Source organism: Vibrio sp. T13N, assembly GCF_032970445.1.
Taxonomy (GTDB): Bacteria; Pseudomonadota; Gammaproteobacteria; order Enterobacterales; family Vibrionaceae; genus Vibrio; species Vibrio diabolicus.
Genome location: NZ_JAWJYE010000007.1, coordinates 44,523 through 63,123 on the forward strand (window position 1 = coordinate 44,523; position 18,601 = coordinate 63,123).

17 protein-coding genes are annotated in these 18,601 nt (G+C 46.2%); 13 read left to right on the forward strand and 4 right to left on the reverse strand.

The window, feature by feature from the left end; translation table 11 throughout:
• Positions 1–73: 73 nt before the first annotated feature.
• From dctP to R2S67_RS13170, 8 genes are all read left to right on the forward strand, one after another.
• Positions 74–1,087, forward strand: a complete 1,014-nt coding sequence (gene dctP / locus R2S67_RS13135; RefSeq protein WP_005392727.1) for a TRAP transporter substrate-binding protein DctP — start codon at positions 74–76, stop codon at positions 1,085–1,087.
• Between the two features lie 91 nt (positions 1,088–1,178).
• Positions 1,179–1,658: an Lrp/AsnC family transcriptional regulator gene (locus R2S67_RS13140; protein WP_006741393.1), complete on the forward strand. Its 480-nt coding sequence runs from the start codon at positions 1,179–1,181 to the stop codon at positions 1,656–1,658.
• Positions 1,659–1,813: 155 nt separating this feature from the next.
• The gene (locus R2S67_RS13145) at positions 1,814–3,334 is read left to right on the forward strand and encodes an NAD-dependent succinate-semialdehyde dehydrogenase (RefSeq protein WP_317344961.1); all 1,521 of its coding nucleotides are present in this window, start codon (positions 1,814–1,816) and stop codon (positions 3,332–3,334) included.
• A gap of 41 nt (positions 3,335–3,375) precedes the next feature.
• Positions 3,376–4,782 carry an aspartate aminotransferase family protein gene (locus R2S67_RS13150; RefSeq protein ID WP_317344962.1) on the forward strand — a complete coding sequence of 469 codons (1,407 nt, stop codon included), beginning with the start codon at positions 3,376–3,378 and terminating at the stop codon, positions 4,780–4,782.
• Positions 4,783–4,868: 86 nt separating this feature from the next.
• A complete protein-coding gene (gene eutB / locus R2S67_RS13155) occupies positions 4,869–5,843 on the forward strand; it encodes a hydroxyectoine utilization dehydratase EutB (protein WP_256898850.1) in 975 nt (324 codons plus the stop codon).
• Positions 5,844–5,857: 14 nt separating this feature from the next.
• Positions 5,858–6,817, forward strand: coding sequence for a cyclodeaminase (locus R2S67_RS13160; RefSeq protein ID WP_006741389.1), 960 nt, complete (start codon positions 5,858–5,860; stop codon positions 6,815–6,817).
• 56 nt (positions 6,818–6,873) lie between these two features.
• Positions 6,874–7,650: an Asp/Glu racemase gene (locus tag R2S67_RS13165; RefSeq protein ID WP_124007664.1), complete on the forward strand. Its 777-nt coding sequence runs from the start codon at positions 6,874–6,876 to the stop codon at positions 7,648–7,650.
• Positions 7,651–7,697: 47 nt separating this feature from the next.
• Positions 7,698–8,219, forward strand: a complete 522-nt coding sequence (locus R2S67_RS13170; protein ID WP_006741387.1) for a DUF2058 domain-containing protein — start codon at positions 7,698–7,700, stop codon at positions 8,217–8,219.
• A 93-nt stretch (positions 8,220–8,312) separates the two neighbouring features.
• Here the strand turns inward: R2S67_RS13170 and R2S67_RS13175 are convergent, their stop codons facing one another.
• The 3 genes from R2S67_RS13175 to R2S67_RS13185 form a co-directional block, all read right to left on the reverse strand.
• On the reverse strand, positions 8,313–8,927 hold the full coding sequence (locus R2S67_RS13175) for a LysE family translocator (protein WP_006741386.1): 615 nt from the start codon (positions 8,925–8,927) through the stop codon (positions 8,313–8,315).
• A 79-nt stretch (positions 8,928–9,006) separates the two neighbouring features.
• Complete coding sequence (locus R2S67_RS13180; protein ID WP_317344963.1) at positions 9,007–9,399, reverse strand: ribosome recycling factor family protein; 393 nt, start codon at positions 9,397–9,399, stop codon at positions 9,007–9,009.
• A 3-nt stretch (positions 9,400–9,402) separates the two neighbouring features.
• Positions 9,403–10,272, reverse strand: a complete 870-nt coding sequence (locus R2S67_RS13185) for a LysR family transcriptional regulator (protein ID WP_006741384.1) — start codon at positions 10,270–10,272, stop codon at positions 9,403–9,405.
• A 105-nt stretch (positions 10,273–10,377) separates the two neighbouring features.
• Here R2S67_RS13185 and R2S67_RS13190 point away from each other — a divergent pair, with 105 nt between their 5' ends.
• Both R2S67_RS13190 and ansB read left to right on the forward strand, forming a co-directional pair.
• Entirely contained in the window at positions 10,378–11,634 is a 1,257-nt protein-coding gene (locus R2S67_RS13190; RefSeq protein ID WP_005464135.1) for an adenylosuccinate synthase, read from the forward strand.
• 371 nt (positions 11,635–12,005) lie between these two features.
• Complete coding sequence (ansB, locus tag R2S67_RS13195; protein WP_006741383.1) at positions 12,006–13,070, forward strand: L-asparaginase 2; 1,065 nt, start codon at positions 12,006–12,008, stop codon at positions 13,068–13,070.
• A gap of 84 nt (positions 13,071–13,154) precedes the next feature.
• Here the strand turns inward: ansB and R2S67_RS13200 are convergent, their stop codons facing one another.
• Positions 13,155–13,991 carry a pyruvate, water dikinase regulatory protein gene (locus R2S67_RS13200; RefSeq protein ID WP_005392709.1) on the reverse strand — a complete coding sequence of 279 codons (837 nt, stop codon included), beginning with the start codon at positions 13,989–13,991 and terminating at the stop codon, positions 13,155–13,157.
• A 251-nt stretch (positions 13,992–14,242) separates the two neighbouring features.
• Here R2S67_RS13200 and ppsA point away from each other — a divergent pair, with 251 nt between their 5' ends.
• The 3 genes from ppsA (at position 14,243) to R2S67_RS13215 (ending at position 18,565) form a co-directional block, all read left to right on the forward strand.
• Complete coding sequence (ppsA, locus tag R2S67_RS13205; RefSeq protein WP_317344965.1) at positions 14,243–16,615, forward strand: phosphoenolpyruvate synthase; 2,373 nt, start codon at positions 14,243–14,245, stop codon at positions 16,613–16,615.
• Positions 16,616–16,785: 170 nt separating this feature from the next.
• Positions 16,786–17,565 (forward strand): hypothetical protein, encoded by a 780-nt coding sequence (locus R2S67_RS13210; protein WP_006741381.1) that lies wholly within the window; start codon positions 16,786–16,788, stop codon positions 17,563–17,565.
• A gap of 193 nt (positions 17,566–17,758) precedes the next feature.
• Complete coding sequence (locus R2S67_RS13215; protein ID WP_257887822.1) at positions 17,759–18,565, forward strand: helix-turn-helix domain-containing protein; 807 nt, start codon at positions 17,759–17,761, stop codon at positions 18,563–18,565.
• The last annotated feature ends 36 nt before the right edge of the window (positions 18,566–18,601 follow it).

The following is an 18,601-nucleotide window of genomic DNA, read 5'->3' on the forward strand; positions in this document are numbered from 1 at the left end:
CGACACAACATCGGGTCTGGTGTATCACCTGCCGTTGGTGAATTGACTCACAAACTGATTAAGGAAGAAATGGATGAATCCGATGAAACACAGCTACCTAACGAGTGCCGTACTGATCGCTGCCAGCTTTGCCACCAGCAATGTTTATGCAGAGACGTGGAAATTCGCTCTAGAAGAAGTCAAAGGCTCGGTGCAAGATGCTTATGCGCAAGAGTTTAAAAAGCGCATCGAAAATGCAACCGATGGCGACGTCACAGTGGAAGTCTATCCATACGGTACATTGGGTCAGTCAGAAGATCTTACCGAGCTTACTGCGAACGGTATTATCCAATTTACCAACGCATCGCCAGGTATTTTTGGTTCATTCGTGCCCGAAATGCAGGTTTTCTCCATCCCTTACCTTTTGTCGCAAGACAATGATGTGAATAAAAAAGTGCTGAGTTCAAGCCCTACTATCTATGACACACTCGGCGGAAAGCTAGAACAGAAAAACCTCAAACTTCTCACTATGTATCCAGAAGGTGAAATGGTGTGGACGACCAACCGTGAGATTCGTTCTCCAAAAGATTTTGATAACTTCAAAATGCGCGTGATGGCATCGCCAATGCTGGTTGAGGCTTATAAATCGTTTGGAGCCGACCCTACGCCTTTACCCTACTCAGAAGTCTATGGTGCTCTGCAACTTAAAATGATCGATGGTCAAGTAAACCCCGTTTTTGCTATCGAAGAAATGAAGTTCTACGAAGTGAACGACTACATGATCTGGGCAGGACAGCAACAATTTACTACGACTGTCATTACCAACAACAGTTGGTTCGAAACCCTCCCACAAGCCCGCCAAGATCAGGTCAATAAAGTCATCGCTGGTATGACTGACTTTATATTTGAAAAACAGGATGAGTTTAACCAAAAACGTCTTGATCAAATTAAGCAAGCCAAACCAGATATGCAGATGATAAAACTCGACAGTGACGAACGTGCAGCATTTAAACAAGCTTCTATGCCAATGCGGGACAAATACATCGAGCTTACAGGCGACAGCGGTAAAGCAGTGCTGAGCTCACTGGAACAAGAGTTCAATCAATAACAGAAAAAGGAGTGGCCTTCGGGCCACCTTATAGCGGTTGACCAGTCATCAACTATTCTGAACTGATTGGTATTTTACAGGGAGACCAATTATGCGCCTCGATCGCTACGACGTAAAAATTCTACAAATACTTCATGACAATGGCCGTATTACCAAATCTCACCTTGCCGAGGCCATTAACCTATCCGTGAGCCCTTGCTGGGAGCGTGTCAAAAAACTGGAAGAAGCAGGCATCATTGAAGGCTACGGGGCAAAAGTAAATACCGATGTTTTGTTCAAACGAACGTCGGTCATGGTTGAAGTTACGCTCAAAGAGCACAGCGCCCAAGCATTCAAACGTTTCGAGCAACTGGTTCAACACTCACCAGAAGTCACTGATTGTTATGCCACAGGCGGCGGTGTCGATTACATACTCAAAATTCAGTCGGAAGATATCGATCAATATCAGCGGCTTATCGACAACTGGTTAGAGTCAGAGGTGGGCATTGAGCGCTACTTTACTTATATCGTGACGAAAACAATCAAACGTGATGCAGGCACATTAGAAGTGAACCAAAACGCCTTGTTCTAAAAGGGAAAACACGCTTAAAAGACGACCAGAAAAATCACCATATCTAACGGTGTGGAAAAGAAAGTTTTGATGGTTTAAACCTCGGCATCAGAAATTATTTCGGTCACTTCTCCATTACAGTTTAACTATGGACAACGACGCTGGGAGAAGGACTCATGACAGCACTGCACAGCTTACATGCTGAGGAATTAAAAGCCTCGCACGACATGATGGCGATAATGAAAGACGTACGTTTGGTGAGAGGTTTAGCGTACGTAAATGGCAAATGGGTAAGTGGTGACCAATTTCATCCGGTGGATAATCCAGCGGATGGTACGGTCATCGGCTACATTACCAAGCTATCTCAGCAACAACTCTATCAAGCGATTGATGAAGCCGACCAAGCCTTTCGTCAATGGCGAAAAATGCAAGCAGAAGAACGCGCTGAAATTCTCATGCGTTGGCACGATCTGATTTTAGAATCAAAACAAGATCTTGCTCGTTTGATGGTTATGGAGCAAGGCAAAATATTAGGTGATGCTTTGGGTGAAATCGACTACGGCGCATCCTTTGTTCGCTGGTTTGCAGAGGAAGCACGCCGCAGCTATGGAGAAACCATCCCAAGTCATATTCCGAATGCGCAACTATCGACGGTACGCGAGCCGATTGGTGTCGCAGCACTGATTACACCATGGAATTTTCCTAATGCAATGGTCACCCGTAAAGCCGCCGCAGCATTAGCGATAGGCTGTCCGGTGCTCATCAAACCTGCCAGTGAAACGCCTTTCTCCGCATTGGCCTTGGCAGAATTAGCGGACCGAGCTGGCTTTCCACCTGGTGTATTTAACGTGATCACTGGCGATGCGGTGATGGTGTCACAAACCTTGTGTCACTCCGATAAAGTCAAAGCACTCTCGTTCACCGGTTCAACTCGAGTGGGTAAGTTGCTGCTGCGCGACGCGGCACAAACCGTGAAGAAGTGCAGTATGGAGCTCGGCGGTAATGCCCCTTTCATCGTGCTGCCAGATATGGATGTCGAGCAAGCAGCCAAAGCCGCCGTGGATGCCAAGTTTCAAACTGCAGGACAAGACTGCTTGGCCGCAAACCGTATTTTCGTCCCCGAAGATAAGTACGAAGCGTTTTTGGAAGCGTTTGCCAAAGAAATGAACCACATTGTTTTGGGCAATGGTTTAGATGAAAAAACCACCATGGGGCCGCTGATCAATCGCGCTGCGGTGGATAAAGCGCATGATTTGGTGCGTGACGCACTCGACAAAGGCGCGCGATTGGTAGCGGGATACCACCAGCCCGTACCAGAAGAAAACTTCTTCGCGCCGACATTGCTGGCCGATGTCACCCCTGATATGGCGGTGTATCGCGAAGAGAATTTTTGTCCTGTGGCAGGCGTGTTGCCTTACCAAGACTTAGATACCGTGATTGAAATGAGCAACGACACTGAGTACGGCTTAGCTGCCTATGTTTATGGTCACGATATTCACCAAATTTGGCGCTGCATGCGTGGTTTGGAATTTGGCATGGTGAGCGTGAACTCCGTCAAGATGACTGGCCACCCTATCCCATTTGGCGGTGTGAAACAGTCTGGACTTGGACGAGAAGGCAGTCGCCACGGCTTTGAAGAATACAGTGAAATCAAATACTGCTGCTTAGGCGCTTTACCAACCGTCAGTGGCAGTTAAGGCACGAAATATGGATATCCAATTATTCGAGGAGAAGGATCATGAGCAACAAAACCCAACAACTTTTAGAGATCGACCGTCAGAGAGTATTTCATGCCTCAACCCACCTGAAGCAGTATGCGGCTGGGGAGCTTTCGGGAAGAATTATCTCGAGCGGAAGCGGAATACGCATCACCGATTCAGAAGGCATCGAGCTGATAGACGGCTTTGCCGGGTTGTATTGTGTGAACATTGGCTATGGCAGGACTGAAATGGCCGATGCTATTTATGAACAAGCCAAAGAGCTGGCGTACTACCACACTTACGTCGGTCATACCAACGAAGCACTAGTGACACTGTCAGATCGCATCATCAAAATGGCGCCTGAAGGCATGAGTAAAGTCTACTACGGCATGTCAGGCAGTGATGCGAACGAAACTCAACTTAAGTTGGTGTGGTATTACAACAATGCTCGTGGTCTACCAGGGAAGAAAAAAATTATCTCCCGTGATCGCGGCTACCATGGCTCAAGTATCGCTTCGGGTTCAATGACAGGGCTACCTCTGTTCCACGCACATTTTGATTTACCGCTTGAGCGCATCAAGCACACCATGGCGCCGTATTACTATCGCCGTGAAGACGAGAGTATGTCTGAGCTTGAATTCTCTCAATATTGTGCGGATCAACTCGAAGCGATGATCTTGGAAGAAGGCCCAGAAACGGTAGCAGCGATGATTGCGGAACCAGTGCTCGGTACTGGCGGTATTGTGCCACCACCAGAAGGGTACTGGCAGGCGATTCGTAAAGTACTAGACAAATACGATGTACTCTTGATTGCGGATGAAGTGGTCTGTGGTTTTGGTCGCCTCGGCTCCGATTTTGGCTCACTGCACTACGACATGAAACCGGATCTCATCACGGTAGCGAAAGGGTTAACCTCAGCGTATCAACCGCTGTCTGGCGTGATCGTCGGTGAACGAGTTTGGAGTGTGCTAGAAAACGGCACCGACCAATGGGGCGCTATCGGACACGGTTATACCTACTCCGGTCACCCAATGGGAGCGGCAGCCGCGAACTGCAACCTCGATATCATTGAACGTGAAGGCTTGGTGCAAAACGCAGCCGAGGTCGGCGCTTACCTGCAGCAACGTATGGCGGAAACGTTTAACGATCATCCATTGATCGGTGATACTCGTGGCGTTGGCTTGTTGCATGCGTTGGAGTTTTCTTCAGACAAACTCCGCCGAGCACACTTTGATCCAAACTTGAAAGTGGGTCCGCAAATCGCGGCAGCCTGTTTAGAGCAAGGCTTAATCGCTCGCGCCATGCCACATGGTGACATCCTCGGCTTTGCCCCACCGCTTATCGCAAATCGTAATGACATCGACACTATTGTCGACAAAGCGCACCAAGCGGTCAATAAAGTGATGGATAACCTCGTCACGTCTAAACAGTGGCAGCCAAAATAGCAGCGAATTAACCAACTCACAAACCTACCAACGATTACCGCCCCCTCTGACCAAATTAGAGGGGGCGGTCCTAAGAGACGTACTACATGGAAACACAAGCAATCTTTGCCGCAAAGAAAGCGATTAACGGATTAGTCAGTCGCACACCATTACTTCACTCACCACTGTTATCGCAACAATATCAATGTGAAATTTGGTTAAAACTGGAAACACTACAACCTATTGGTGCTTTTAAATTGCGTGGAGCGACTCATGCCATGAACAAACTGAGTCAGGAACAAAAACAACATGGCGTCGTCACTTGCTCTACTGGTAACCACGGCCGTGCCGTGGCTTATGCAGGGCAACGACTAGGAGTCCGCACCGTGATTTGTATGTCCAATTTAGTACCACAAAACAAAGTCGACGCAATTAAAGCATTAGGCGCAGAAGTTCGAATAGTTGGTCAAGCTCAAGACGACGCGGAGCGAGAAGCATTGAGGCTAACAGAAGAAGAGTCGATGACCTATCTCTCACCATTCGAACACCCAGACATCATCGCCGGACAAGGGACCATTGGGCTAGAAATCATTGAAGATCTTCCTGATGTCGACGTCATTTTCGCCGGGTTATCTGGCGGCGGATTGATTGGTGGTATTGGCTTAGCCGCAAAATCAAACAGCAGCAAAGTGAACGTGTATGGCGTTTCCATGGACAAAGGCGCTGCGATGGTAGAAAGCATTAAAGCAGGAAAACCAGTACAAGTTGAAGAGCACGAATCGTTTGCTGACAGCTTAGGTGGCGGCATAGGTTTAGACAATCGCTATACCTTCAAACTCGTGCAAGAAGTCATGGATAAAGCGTTTTTAGTCAGTGAACACAACATCGCCAAAGGCATGGCAGATATTTTCGATGCAGAAAAATTTGCCGTAGAAGGCGCGGCCGCAGTGGGGCTTGCCGCCATTCACCAGCATCAACTGGACTTGCGCGGTAAGAAAGTCGTTTTGGTGCTCAGTGGAAAAAACGTCTCTTCAGACACTTTTGAGACGGCATTAAAAATTGGCCGCCAAGTCAAAGAATAACCGAGGTCGTGCGAATGAAAATCTATAATAAATCTCAGATAGAGCAAGTGACTCAGTTAGATCTTAATGCGTTAGCGGCCGTGGAAAATGGCTTCAAAGCGCTTGGGCAAGGCAACGTCACTATGCCTCCGATTCTTAGCATGGCAATCGAAGAGCATAACGGCGAAGTGGATGTAAAAACGGCGCATATCAAAGGTAATGAGCGCTTCGCGATAAAAATCAGCCCAGGATTTTTTGATAACCCAAAACTGGGACTACCCAGCCTAAATGGTTTGATGGTGCTCTTTAGCGCGAAAACAGGGCTGGTTGATAGCGTATTGTTTGACGAAGGGTATCTAACCGACATTCGTACTGCTCTCGCCGGCGCTATCTCCGCGAAATACCTGTCGAACTCAGAAGCATCCAAAATTACGGTTATTGGCAGTGGGCTTCAAGCAGAACTCCAAGTCGCTGCGATAAAATTAGTTAGGCCAATCTCCCAAGTGAACATCTGGGCAAGAGACAACACAAAATCGCAGGCTTACAAACAACGTATGGAGCAACGATACGATCTATCCGTATCCGTGCATTCCTCTATCCAGCAAGCATGCCAAGAAGCCGACATTATTGTCACGACAACACCATCAAAAGAACCTTTGCTGAATTGGGAAGATATCCCATCAGGAGCACACGTGATCGCTATGGGTTCAGACAGCCCTCATAAACGTGAGCTTGCCACCTCAGTCATCCTAAACGCTGAGCATCTGGTGGTTGATCGAATCAGTCAGTCAGAATCACTTGGCGAATTACGTGGTGTAGACAAACCGCTCACCCGTAGCCTAGTCGAACTTGGCGACATCATTTGCGGCAAGCACCCCTACTCAAGGCGTGTTGACGATGTTTCGGTATGTGATTTAACAGGGACTGGCGTTCAAGACACCGCAATCGCTGACTATACTGCTCAACAACTCACCAGCATTCAATCCACGATGTAACTTATTCCCTGTGACTTTGGCGGTGGGCAACCACCGCACTTTTTGAGGGCCGTAACATGCCAGAGCTCTGTACGTTTCAATCTTTAACCACTCAGTTTGAGTTTTCGGCGGATGTATCCGCTTATCAACGTTCAATCGGACTCATTCAACTCGCGACCGACTATGTGCTAGAAAACGAATGGCGCGAGCATTTACCCGCAGATGTTCGCTTATACACTTCACGCTTTCTCACTACAGGTACTGTCGATCCTCTGCACTTAACAGACATGCAAAACAGTATCCGCGAGTGTGTACGCACCATCGTGCCAATGTGGCCAATCAACGTCATGGCGTTTGGCTGTACGTCAGCTAGTGTGCTCATTGGCTCCGATAAAATCACTGATTTAATTCGTCAAGAGAGACCCGAAGCCATAACAACTAACCCTTGGCAAGCCGCACTGAGAGCGCTTGAACACCATCAAGCTCAAAGAATCGTTATGCTGACGCCGTATACCAATGACGTCAATCACCCACTTTATGAGTCCATGACCGAACATGGCATTGACGTTCTGGCCTTTGGGTATTTCAATCTCGACTACGATCCCCATATCCCAACCATTGGAGGGCAAGACGTAGAAAATGCCTTAGCGCAGCTGCTTGAGTCGATTGATTACACGGTGGACGCGGTATTTATTTCATGCACGAACATGCGAGTCATGCATCTACTGCCTTATTTCTCAAGCCGCTTTGGTATTCCTGTACTAAGCTCCAACCAAGTGATGCTTTGGGACGCATTGCGTTTGCTTGAGTCCGATAATTTCTCCGACGTGTCATCATCGCCCTTTCCTTGCTGATAAGGACTCGCTAAAATGCACAAAATTGCGCACTAACTGGATGAAACATGGCAAAACTTACCCTTCAAGAACAAATGCTAAAAGCTGGCTTAGTTAATGAAAAGAAACTAAAGAAAGCGAAGAAAGGCTCTAAAAAATCACGCGTTCAAGCACGCGAAGTAAAAGCGGCGGTTGAAGAGAATAAACGCCAACAGTTAGAGCGTGATAAACAATTGAGCGAACAGCAAAATGCCGAGCGTTTGAATAAAGAGATCAAAGCGCAAATCAATCAATTGATTGAGATGAACAAGATCGACTTAAAAGATGGCGATATTAAGTACAACTTCACCCATGGCACCTTGGTTAAGTCACTGTATGTTGATGCTCTCATCCGTGAACAGTTGATTAAAGGCATTCTAGCCATTGCTATTGTCGGTGAAAGCTACGTTGTCATTCCACGCGGAGTAGCGAATAAAATTGCTCAACGTGATGAATCCGTCATCATCGAACAGAAAGAACCAGAATCGGACATTCCAGCAGAAGACGACCCATACGCAGATTTCGTCGTGCCAGATGACTTGATGTGGTAACAACAAACAATAGATGCATCAACGAAAAGAGCCGCTGATATAACATCAGCGGCTCTTTTTTAATAGAAAAATACGCTACAGAAATGATGTGCGTTATTGCTTACTTAGTAGCAAATTCACACCAGATGCGGCTAAAAACAGCGAACATCCGCGATTAAAACGTTTCGCCATTTTTGGATTTGAGAACCAATGTCTAAGGTACAAACCAAAAATCGCGTAAATTGAAATGGCGACCATTTCTAAAATCAAAAACGTGGAGCCAAGGGCAAAAAACTGCTCTTGAACGTTGGCGTTCACGTCAACAAACTGCGGCAAAAATGCAGTAAAAATAAGAATCGCCTTCGGGTTACCGGCGGCAAGCGTAAACTCTTGTTTCGCAAGCCCTGCATAGTTGCGTGAGTTCGTTAATTCAGAGATCGGGCTCGATTCCGAACGCCAAAGGTTGAATGCAATCCACAATAGATACAACGCCCCCACCAGCTTTAACGCTAAAAACAGCATTTCTGATGTGTACAAAATCACTGCGAGCCCAGAGGCAGACAGCGCGATCATGCCAGAAAATGCCGTAATACGCCCTAAACTAGCGACAAACGCGGCACGAAAACCGTAACAACGCGCATTATTCATTGCCAATAGGTTGTTTGGGCCTGGAGTCATATTCAGAGCAAAGCAAGCGGGAATAAAAAGGAGGAGCTTCCAAATATCCATGATAAAAAATGGCCTTAATTTTTAGTAATAGCCCGCACCGTAACATTGGCTGCTAGAATGAGTAAATAAAAATTCTACGCTAGAGCATTTCCGCTTCAAACCGAGCTGCTCTGGCTTGCGCAATCGTACAGTGCGTTTCTGTCATCAACTCCGCCAAGGTGATATTTGGGTTTTGCACCACCAACCGAATCAGTTTTTCTTCTAACGGTTCCAGTTTGTCCTGATGAACGGATAACCCTTTCTCCAACTTATTCATCACAAACCTTAGCTCTTCACACTGCCCTGCTTTTAGCTGATCAAGTAACGCTTTTAAGTTCAAAGCTTCTCCAGAAACTTGCCAATGACGTGAGCGCCTAACTCGCTTAACGTCACACCCGCAATCCGCCGCAATGACTTTAATGCGTTTAGAATTCTCACCGCCAATGCGATGAATCAGAGAGGGCAGCGAAACAATAATGTCGTCATCTTTCATCCGTTACTCTCCCACCACTGACACATTCTCTCCAACCCAAGTGAGTAGCTGTTTGGCGGCTTTGGAGAGCACCTGATTTTGGCGCACAATGTAGCCGAAATCGGTGTTTGGAAAACTAGGCAAAGGCGTGACTTCTCGGGAAAGCATTAACCTCGGATCAAGAGAGAAATCCGGCACAATGGCGGTCCCAAACCCCGCTTCTGCCCAGTCGATTTGTGCTTCCACACTGCCCACTTCCATCACGCGATGCTTCGGCAGATTTAACTCAGGTAAAGACGCATCTATCAGCTCACGGGTTCGCGTGTCGTGCCCTAGCAGAATCAACGTCTGGCTCTCTTTTCGATTGTCCTGCCACTCAAAAATGTTATCGCCGAACGCACACCAATGAATCTGCGTGAGAGGCGTAAAATGCAGCGGTTGACTCTCTTTTTGTGCGATAACAAAGCCGATATCGGCACGCGCACTTTTCACCAAATCCACCGCTTGAGAAGACGTGGTATTGAACAATGCCAAGTCGATACCCGGGTATTCACTTTTGAATTGCTGAAATGGTTTGATAAGCAGTAAACGTGAAACGATATCGCTCGCCGCAATAGAAAGCGTTCCTTGCGTAAGATCATTGATGGCATTGAGATCCGATTGGCAAATTTGCAGCTCATTAAGCATCCGCTGCGCCGTATCTAACAAACGCTTCCCCGCTTGCGTCAACTGCACAGGATTTCGCTCAATCAATTTCGTGCGTGTGGCCTGCTCCAACTGCTTGATATGCAAGCTGACGTTCGGTTGCGTCATGTGCAGTTCCGTCGCTGTTTTGCCGAAATGCTTTACCTCTGCAAGAGTTACGAAGGTTCGCAGCCAGTTCAAATCTAACATTGCCAATTCCGATATGAGATTCTTATCAAGTTAATGAGTATAATTAATTTCTCTTATTATGGCGAACATCTTAAGATTTTTACATCTGTTTTTGGAGATTAAATTATGTCGTCTATCGTTGTTGTGGGTGCAAACTGGGGTGATGAAGGCAAAGGCCGCATCGTTGACTTTTTGGCAGAGCAAGCTTCTGCAAGCATTCGTTTCCAAGGTGGTAACAACGCGGGTCACACCGTGGTTAACGACCTAGGTACGTTCAAGCTGCACCAGCTACCAAGTGGCGTTTTCAACCCAGACTGTTTGGCAGTATTAGGTCCGGGTATGGTTATCAGCCCTGCGTTGCTGTCTCAGGAGATTGCGGAAGTTGAAGAAGCGGGCGTAAAAGTGAATATGTGCATCTCTGATCGCGCAACACTGTGTCTACCTCTACATGCACTAGAAGATACGCTAGAAGAACAACGTTTAGGCGACAAAGCATACGGCTCAACTCGTCAAGGTATTGCACCTGCGTACGGTGACCGTGTAATGAAGAAAGGCATCCTAGTTGGTTGGTTGAAGCAACCAGAAGTATTGGTTGAACGCCTTCAATTCATGATGGATTGGAAACTTCCGCAACTGCGTGCGCTTTACCCAACATTCGAGTTTGAACAAACCGCTGAAGAAATGGCGAACTGGTTGCTAGAAGTGTCTGCACCTTGGCGTGATTCAATTTGCAACGTAACGCTGCCTCTAAAAGAACTACAAGCAAAAGACAAAACACTATTGTTCGAAGCGCAGCTTGGGGCGGGTCGTGACCTTGTTTACGGTGAGTACCCATGGACAACATCTTCTAACGTTGTATCAATGTATGCGGGTATCGGCAGTGGTCTTCCAGCACTTCGTCCTGAGCGCGTTATTGCGGTTGCAAAAGCATTCAGCTCATCAGTAGGTACTGGTACGTTGATCACGGCAATGGAAGAACAAGACGCTTTTCGTGAACTTGCAGGCGAGTTCGGTGCAACTACAGGTCGTCCGCGCGATATGGGTTACTTCGACGCAGTAGCAACAAAGAACGGTGTTGAACTGCAAGCAGCAACTGAAATTGCGCTAACTAAAGTAGACTGTTTGACTGGTCTTAACGATCTGAAAATCTGTGTTGGCTACGAAGGCGACCACAGCGAAAACCCAATCTGGCCTCAAACGGCAGCACTAGCACCAATCTACGAGAAAATGGAAAGCTGGAGCGAAGACATCACAGGTTGTCGTAAGTTTGAAGAGCTACCAGTAGCAGCACAGAAATACGTTCTACGCATTGAGGAACTGATGGGCGTACCAGTAAAAATGGTGTCTGTGGGTCCTGGTCGTGAACAAATGATTATGCGATAAGATGTGAATTAACACATCATTGGCAAGCGGCTTTTATCTGTTCCGGGGTAAAGCCGCTTTTTTTTTACACTGTAAACTTTGAAGAAATTGCACTTCTCAATTCGTGTTTAGTAACCTAATCGCGCCTCCCTTCCCTCTTTATTTATCAATCAATAGATTAGAGCATATAACGCATTGTGCACGTTATTAGTACATCTCACTTGTTAAAGAAGCACGTTATTTAAGTTAATTGTTTGAATTAATGTTCTTTAACTGATTGCTTGATCACGATCTTCATCTGCAATTTGTTGAACTAGTGCTCAAAAAATCTAACCTGCTGTTTTTAGGATAGATGAGTTCCCCAACATCCAACCTAACAGCAGGTGATTCCTATGACGAAAAATCTTTTCCGCCTCAGTACGATAACTCTCGGTTTATGCATCAGTTCGTTCTCTTTTGCGCAATCCGATCTTCCGAACATTAAAATCCTTGCCACTGGCGGCACCATAGCAGGCGCAGGTCAATCTGCGACAGAGTCAAACTACACCGCAGGTAAAGTCGGTGTCGAATCATTGATTTCTGCGGTACCTAGCATGACCAACATTGCCGATATTTCCGGAGAGCAAGTGGTCAGTATTGGTTCACAAGATATGAATGATGAGGTATGGCTTAAATTAGCCAAACGCGTCAACGAACTGCTCGCTCAAGATGATGTTGACGGTATCGTCATTACTCATGGTACTGATACATTAGAAGAAACCGCTTACTTCCTTGATCTGACCGTCAAGAGCAAAAAGCCAGTTGTGATCGTCGGTGCAATGCGTCCTTCCACCGCAATGAGTGCTGATGGCCCAGTTAATTTATACAACGCCGTCGTGACAGCCACCGATGAAGATTCTGAAGGGCGCGGCGTGTTAGTCGCGATGAATGACACTATTTTCGATGCGCGAGACGTAACTAAAACAAACACCACTTCCGTCAGTACTTTCCAGTCACCTAACTTTGGTCCTATCGGTTACATTCATAATAGCGATGCCAAATATCAACGAAGCCCAGAGCGTAAACATACGACAGAAACCCCATTCGATGTATCAAAACTCAACACACTACCTAAAGTAGGCATTGTTTATAACTATGCAAATGCGTCGAGCTTACCAGTCAAAGCCTTTGTGGATGCGAAGTTTGACGGCATCGTAAGTGCTGGTGTCGGTAATGGTAACTTATACCACACGGTCTTTGATGAGTTAGAAAAAGCGAGCAAAGATGGCGTTGTTGTTGTAAGGAGCTCTCGCACACCAACCGGCTCAACCACTTTGGATGCTGAAATTGATGACGACAAATATGGCTTTGTTGCCTCAGGCACACTAAACCCACAAAAAGCACGTATCTTACTGATGCTGTCACTGACTCAGACCAAAAACTATCAAGACATCCAAAAGATGTTCCAATACTATTAAATCATTCTGTGTAAGGCATCTTTAGATGCACAAGAGGAGGAGTTACTCGCCTCCTCTTGCACACGACGATGTTGGTGCCCCTTGTTAACCAAACAAACGGCGCTTCATCCCTGCTTTTTCAAGAATACGCGTGGTGATCTCTTCCACAGAGAGAGAGGACGTATTGATGTATGGGATCGCCTCTCTTCTAAACAACGCCTCTACGGTGTCTAGCTCCAACTTACACTGCTCAGTACTGGCGTAATCACTTCCAGACAAACGATTCTCACGGATTTCAGTCAAACGTTCAGGGTCGATAGTAAGCCCGAATAATTTATGACGATGGATCTCAAACTCAGGCAACAAGCGCATCATCTTCACGTCTTCCGCGATAAATGGGTAGTTCACGACACGCAAACCAAACTGCATCGCCATATATAGGCTGGTGGGGGTTTTTCCGCTGCGCGATACTCCCAGCAGGATGATATCGGCTTGTTCCAACCCTTTTAGCGTGATGCCATCATCATGCGCCAATGTATATTCAATGGCCGCGATACGGTCGAAATAGGTATCGGAATCTTTCCCCACACTGCGAGAACGTTGCAACTTGGGTTTTGGCGCCATCTGAATGTCGTCTTGCACTTTCTGTACAATGCTTTCCAACACATCGTAGCTGTATGCAGGCGCTTCCAGCAGCATTTCACGTACGTCTGGCACCACTATAGAGAAAAACACCAGAGGTTTGACGCCATTGCGTTGGTAGGAAGTTTCAATTTCTTTTACAACGTCAGCAACTTTGTCCTGGCTTTCTACGAACGGAAAGGTTTTTTCGTTAGGAATGAACGGAAATTGACCGAGAACAACATGCCCTAATGTCTCACATGTTATCGCCGTACCGTCAGAAACATAGAACACATCACGACTTTGGTTATTTATTTGCATTTCTGTTTAATTTTTCAAAATCTTTTGAGTAGGATGGTAAACATAATATTAATAAATCAGTTTGGCTTTCAGTTAGGTTCACCACAGCTTTAAAAATTCTTTTGAATTTTTTTCAGCCAGAACGTAATCGTTTGCCTTTGATATCAATCTAAATGAAGCAATGTATGGTCAAAGTGTAATAACAGCCAACATGCGATTGTTTAGAACGATTTAAGTCCCCCTACTAAGCTGCAATGTTTCTGGAGAAAGACATGCAAAAGAACACCCTCTGGTTCAATGGCCTATCCATGGATGATGTCGACAAAGTCGGCGGTAAGAATGCTTCACTTGGCGAAATGGTTTCTAACCTAGCGAACGCAGGCGTTTCTGTACCAAATGGTTTTGCGACAACCTCATACGCGTTTAACCAATTCCTTGACCACGAAGGTTTGGATGAGCGTATTCACCAATTACTTGATGAACTAGACGTTGAGGATGTGGAAGCTCTGCGTAAGACAGGTGCAACCATCCGTCAATGGGTATTAGAGGCCCCTTTCCCTGCGGACCTTGAACAAGAAATCCGTGAAAACTACCAAGAACTGATTGAAGGCAACCCTGAGCTTTCAGTCGCAGTTCGTTCATCTGCTACGGCAGAAGACCTGCCTGATGCCTCTTTTGCTGGTCAGCAAGAAACGTTTTTGAACGTGAAAGGCATCGACGCAGTACTAGAAGCAACTAAGCACGTTTACGCTTCTCTATTTAACGACCGTGCGATCTCTTACCGTGTACACCAAGGTTTCGACCACCGTGGTATCTCGCTATCGGCGGGTATCCAACGTATGGTGCGTTCAGACAAAGCTTCTTCGGGTGTAATGTTTACGCTTGATACTGAGTCTGGTTTCGACCAAGTTGTCTTCATCACCTCTTCATGGGGCCTAGGTGAAATGGTCGTTCAAGGCGCAGTAAACCCTGATGAATTCTACGTTCATAAGCCAATGCTTGAAGCAGGTGAGCACCCGATCGTTAAGAAAACATTTGGTTCTAAGTTGATCAAAATGATCTACTCTGACAACCAAAAGATCGGCAAACAAGTTGATATCGTTGATACTTCTGATGAAGAGCGCAACACGTTCTCACTGAACGACGAAGAGATCAAAGAGCTCGCCAAACAAGCGATGATCATCGAGAAGCACTACCAGCGTCCAATGGACATTGAGTGGGCAAAAGATGGCATCGACGGCAAGCTGTACATTGTTCAAGCGCGTCCTGAAACCGTATGTTCACAAACGGAACAAAACGTGATTGAGCGCTACGAGCTACAGAACAAAGCAGATGTTTTGATTGAAGGTCGTGCCATCGGTCAACGTATCGGTAAAGGTGCAGTACGTTTGGTTGACTCTCTGGACCAAATGTCATTGGTTCAAGAAGGTGATGTGTTAGTTACAGACATGACTGACCCAGACTGGGAACCAGTGATGAAGAAAGCTTCTGCTATTGTTACCAACCGTGGCGGACGTACTTGTCACGCAGCAATCATTGCTCGTGAACTTGGTATTCCTGCAATCGTTGGCTGTGGCGATGCGACAAGCAAACTGACTGATGGCGCAACAGTGACAGTATCTTGTGCAGAAGGCGAAACGGGTTACGTTTACCAAGGTGAACTTGAGTTTGATGTAAAACGCTCTTCTGTTGATGAACTGCCACTACTGCCGACCAAAGTGATGATGAATGTGGGCAACCCAGATCGCGCATTCGACTTTGCTCAGATTCCAAACGAAGGTGTTGGTCTTGCTCGTCTAGAGTTCATCATCAACAAGATGATCGGTATTCACCCGAAAGCATTACTTAACTTTGATGCGCAAAGCGATGAGCTAAAAGCAGAAATTAAACAGCGCATTCGTGGTTACAAAGATCCTATCGATTTCTACGTGAGCAAGCTGACTGAAGGCATCGCGACTATCGCTTCTGCTTTCTGGCCAAAACGCGTCATCGTTCGTATGTCTGACTTTAAGTCGAACGAATACAGCAACTTGGTTGGTGGTAAAGCCTACGAACCGCATGAAGAAAACCCAATGCTCGGCTTCCGTGGTGCGTCTCGTTACATTTCTCCAGTGTTTGAAGATTGCTTCGAGTTAGAAACTCAAGCTATCAAGCGCGTTCGTAACGAAATGGGTCTGAAGAACGTTGAAATTATGATCCCATTCGTGCGTACACCAAGCGAAGCTGCATCAGTGATTGATTTGCTAGCGAAGTTTGATCTGCGCCGTGGCGACCAAGGTCTGAAAGTCATCATGATGTGTGAGCTGCCATCCAACGCCGTGCTTGCTGACGAGTTCTTGAAGTACTTCGATGGTTTCTCTATCGGTTCAAACGACATGACTCAGCTAACGCTTGGTCTGGACCGTGATTCTGGCGACGTGGCACATCTGTTTGATGAGCGTAACGCAGCAGTTAAAATCATGCTGAAAATGGCAATAGACGCAGCAACCAAAGCTGGCAAGTACGTGGGTATTTGTGGTCAGGGCCCATCAGATCATGAAGATTTGGCGGAATGGTTGATGGAGCAAGGCATCAGCTCTGTTTCACTAAACCCAGACACCGTTATCGATACTTGGTTACAGCTCGGTAAAGTTAGCAGCAAGTAACGCGCTAAAAACTCAAGCCCTCACACTCCCCTTGTGAGGGCTTTGTTATTCATACGTCATTTCGCAATCAGTTCGTGATTCCTCTCTCAAGATCGCCATTTAGTCAATTTCATTATCAAAGTCTGATGACCTAGAATGAATGATGTATCGACAACTCCAGAGAGAATTTGATGAAAAAGTCTATCGCACTCATTACCACATTGATGCTCCTAGCATCTCCCGCTTACGCAGATTGGGATGATATTTCCAACAAAATGTCTGAGCTAGGCGAAGCGGTTTCTGATACTGCGCAAGATGCTTGGGACGATACCAAAGCCTTTTCAAAACAAGCGTGGCAAGATTTCACGAACTGGTCCGAGGAAGCAATCAATACCGCGGGCGAGTGGACAGAAGCCAGTATTGAGAAAAGCAAAGAATGGATAGATGCAGCCGACAAGAAAATTGATGAACTGATGGAAGGCGACACGCCAGAAGAAGCTCGCCAAGCCGTAGACTTAATGGCGGATAGTGCTTTACTCAAGTTGTTTAATGAAAAGCCGGAGGCCAAAGCCATTTACGACAACGCTTACGGCTACGCGGTCTTTGATTCTCGTAAATTGTCTTTGTTGTTTCACACCAACTCAGGGTCAGGTGTCGCAGTCAATAAGGAAACAGAAAAACGCACTTATATGAATATGTTTGGTTTGGGCGTCGCACTTGGGGCTGGCGGCAAGTTTTACCAACAAGTGATTCTGTTTGAGAGCAAAGAAGACTTTGATACGTTCGTCAACGAAGGATGGGAAGCGACCAGTGAAGCCTCTGCTGTAGCTGGCGAAGACTCAGAGCAACTTTCAAAACAATTTAACAGTGGCGTCGCCGTTTATCAGTTGAATGCAAAAGGCTTGCTCATCGATGCCAACGTGTCTGGTTCTAAATATTGGGTTAACGAAGAGCTCACCAACTCGCAGTAACGCATAGCAACTAATCGCTTAAACAGAACGGTTGTTATGCACCCTTATCAATAAGTTAACGCAGCTATGACTCCTCAAAACTGAGTACTTGTGCAACTTTCTCATGGGAAGTCACCAGAAGATGGTGACTTCCCTTTCTCGTTGGATGGCTTTTCGTTATGCTTGCCCAAAACCATCTGCGATTCGGTATCCCATGCCTGACAATAACTTTAATAATCTGCTGGCAGAAGCAATTTCTGCTCTTAATACGCCTAACTTTACTCCTAAGCTTATGCGTGTCATTCGCACTCTTTTTCATTTTGATTGCGCGGTTATTTTAGGTTATCGAGAAGGTAAACATCCTATTTATCTCTACGACTCGATTGAGAACGAGCGAGAATTACTTTTTCAACGCTACCTTACCGATTCATTTCAAAATGACCCTTTTTTTCTCAAACTAAACGAGACAAAGCAACAAGGCGTATTTACGCTCAAAGACGTAGCACGCAAAGGCGTTGATTTTACTTCCTACTGCGAACAGTTCTACCATCAGACCGGGTGGAAAGACGAACTGAGCATGCTAGTCGAAGTCGAACCTGGCCGTTGGGTCATGTTGTACTTCGGGTATATGAATGATGGAAAATACTTTTCTCAACAGCAAATCAATAAATTAAAGCCCTACTTCCCGATAATTCAATCGCTTTGTCAGCAGCACTGGAAACAAACGGAGTTTACCTTTTCTGAGCCTGTTTTTGCCCAGAGTGCTTATTCTGGCAGTATGCGATTAGCCATTGAGCAAGCTTTAGCAACATTTGGCTTAGAATCACTCACTCGTCGCGAGCAAGAGGTGGCTTCACTTCTCGCTCAAGGGTTTGACACCAAAGAAATTGCCGCGCGGTTACACTTAGTGCAAGGCACAGTCAAAAATCATCGAAAACGCATTTACTCGCAGTTAAATGTGTCTTCATTGAGTGAGTTATTCCAGCTTTTCCTCAATCACCTTATTCTCCATTCAAGATAAAAAACTGTCCCTTAAGGGATATATCGACAAAAGGTG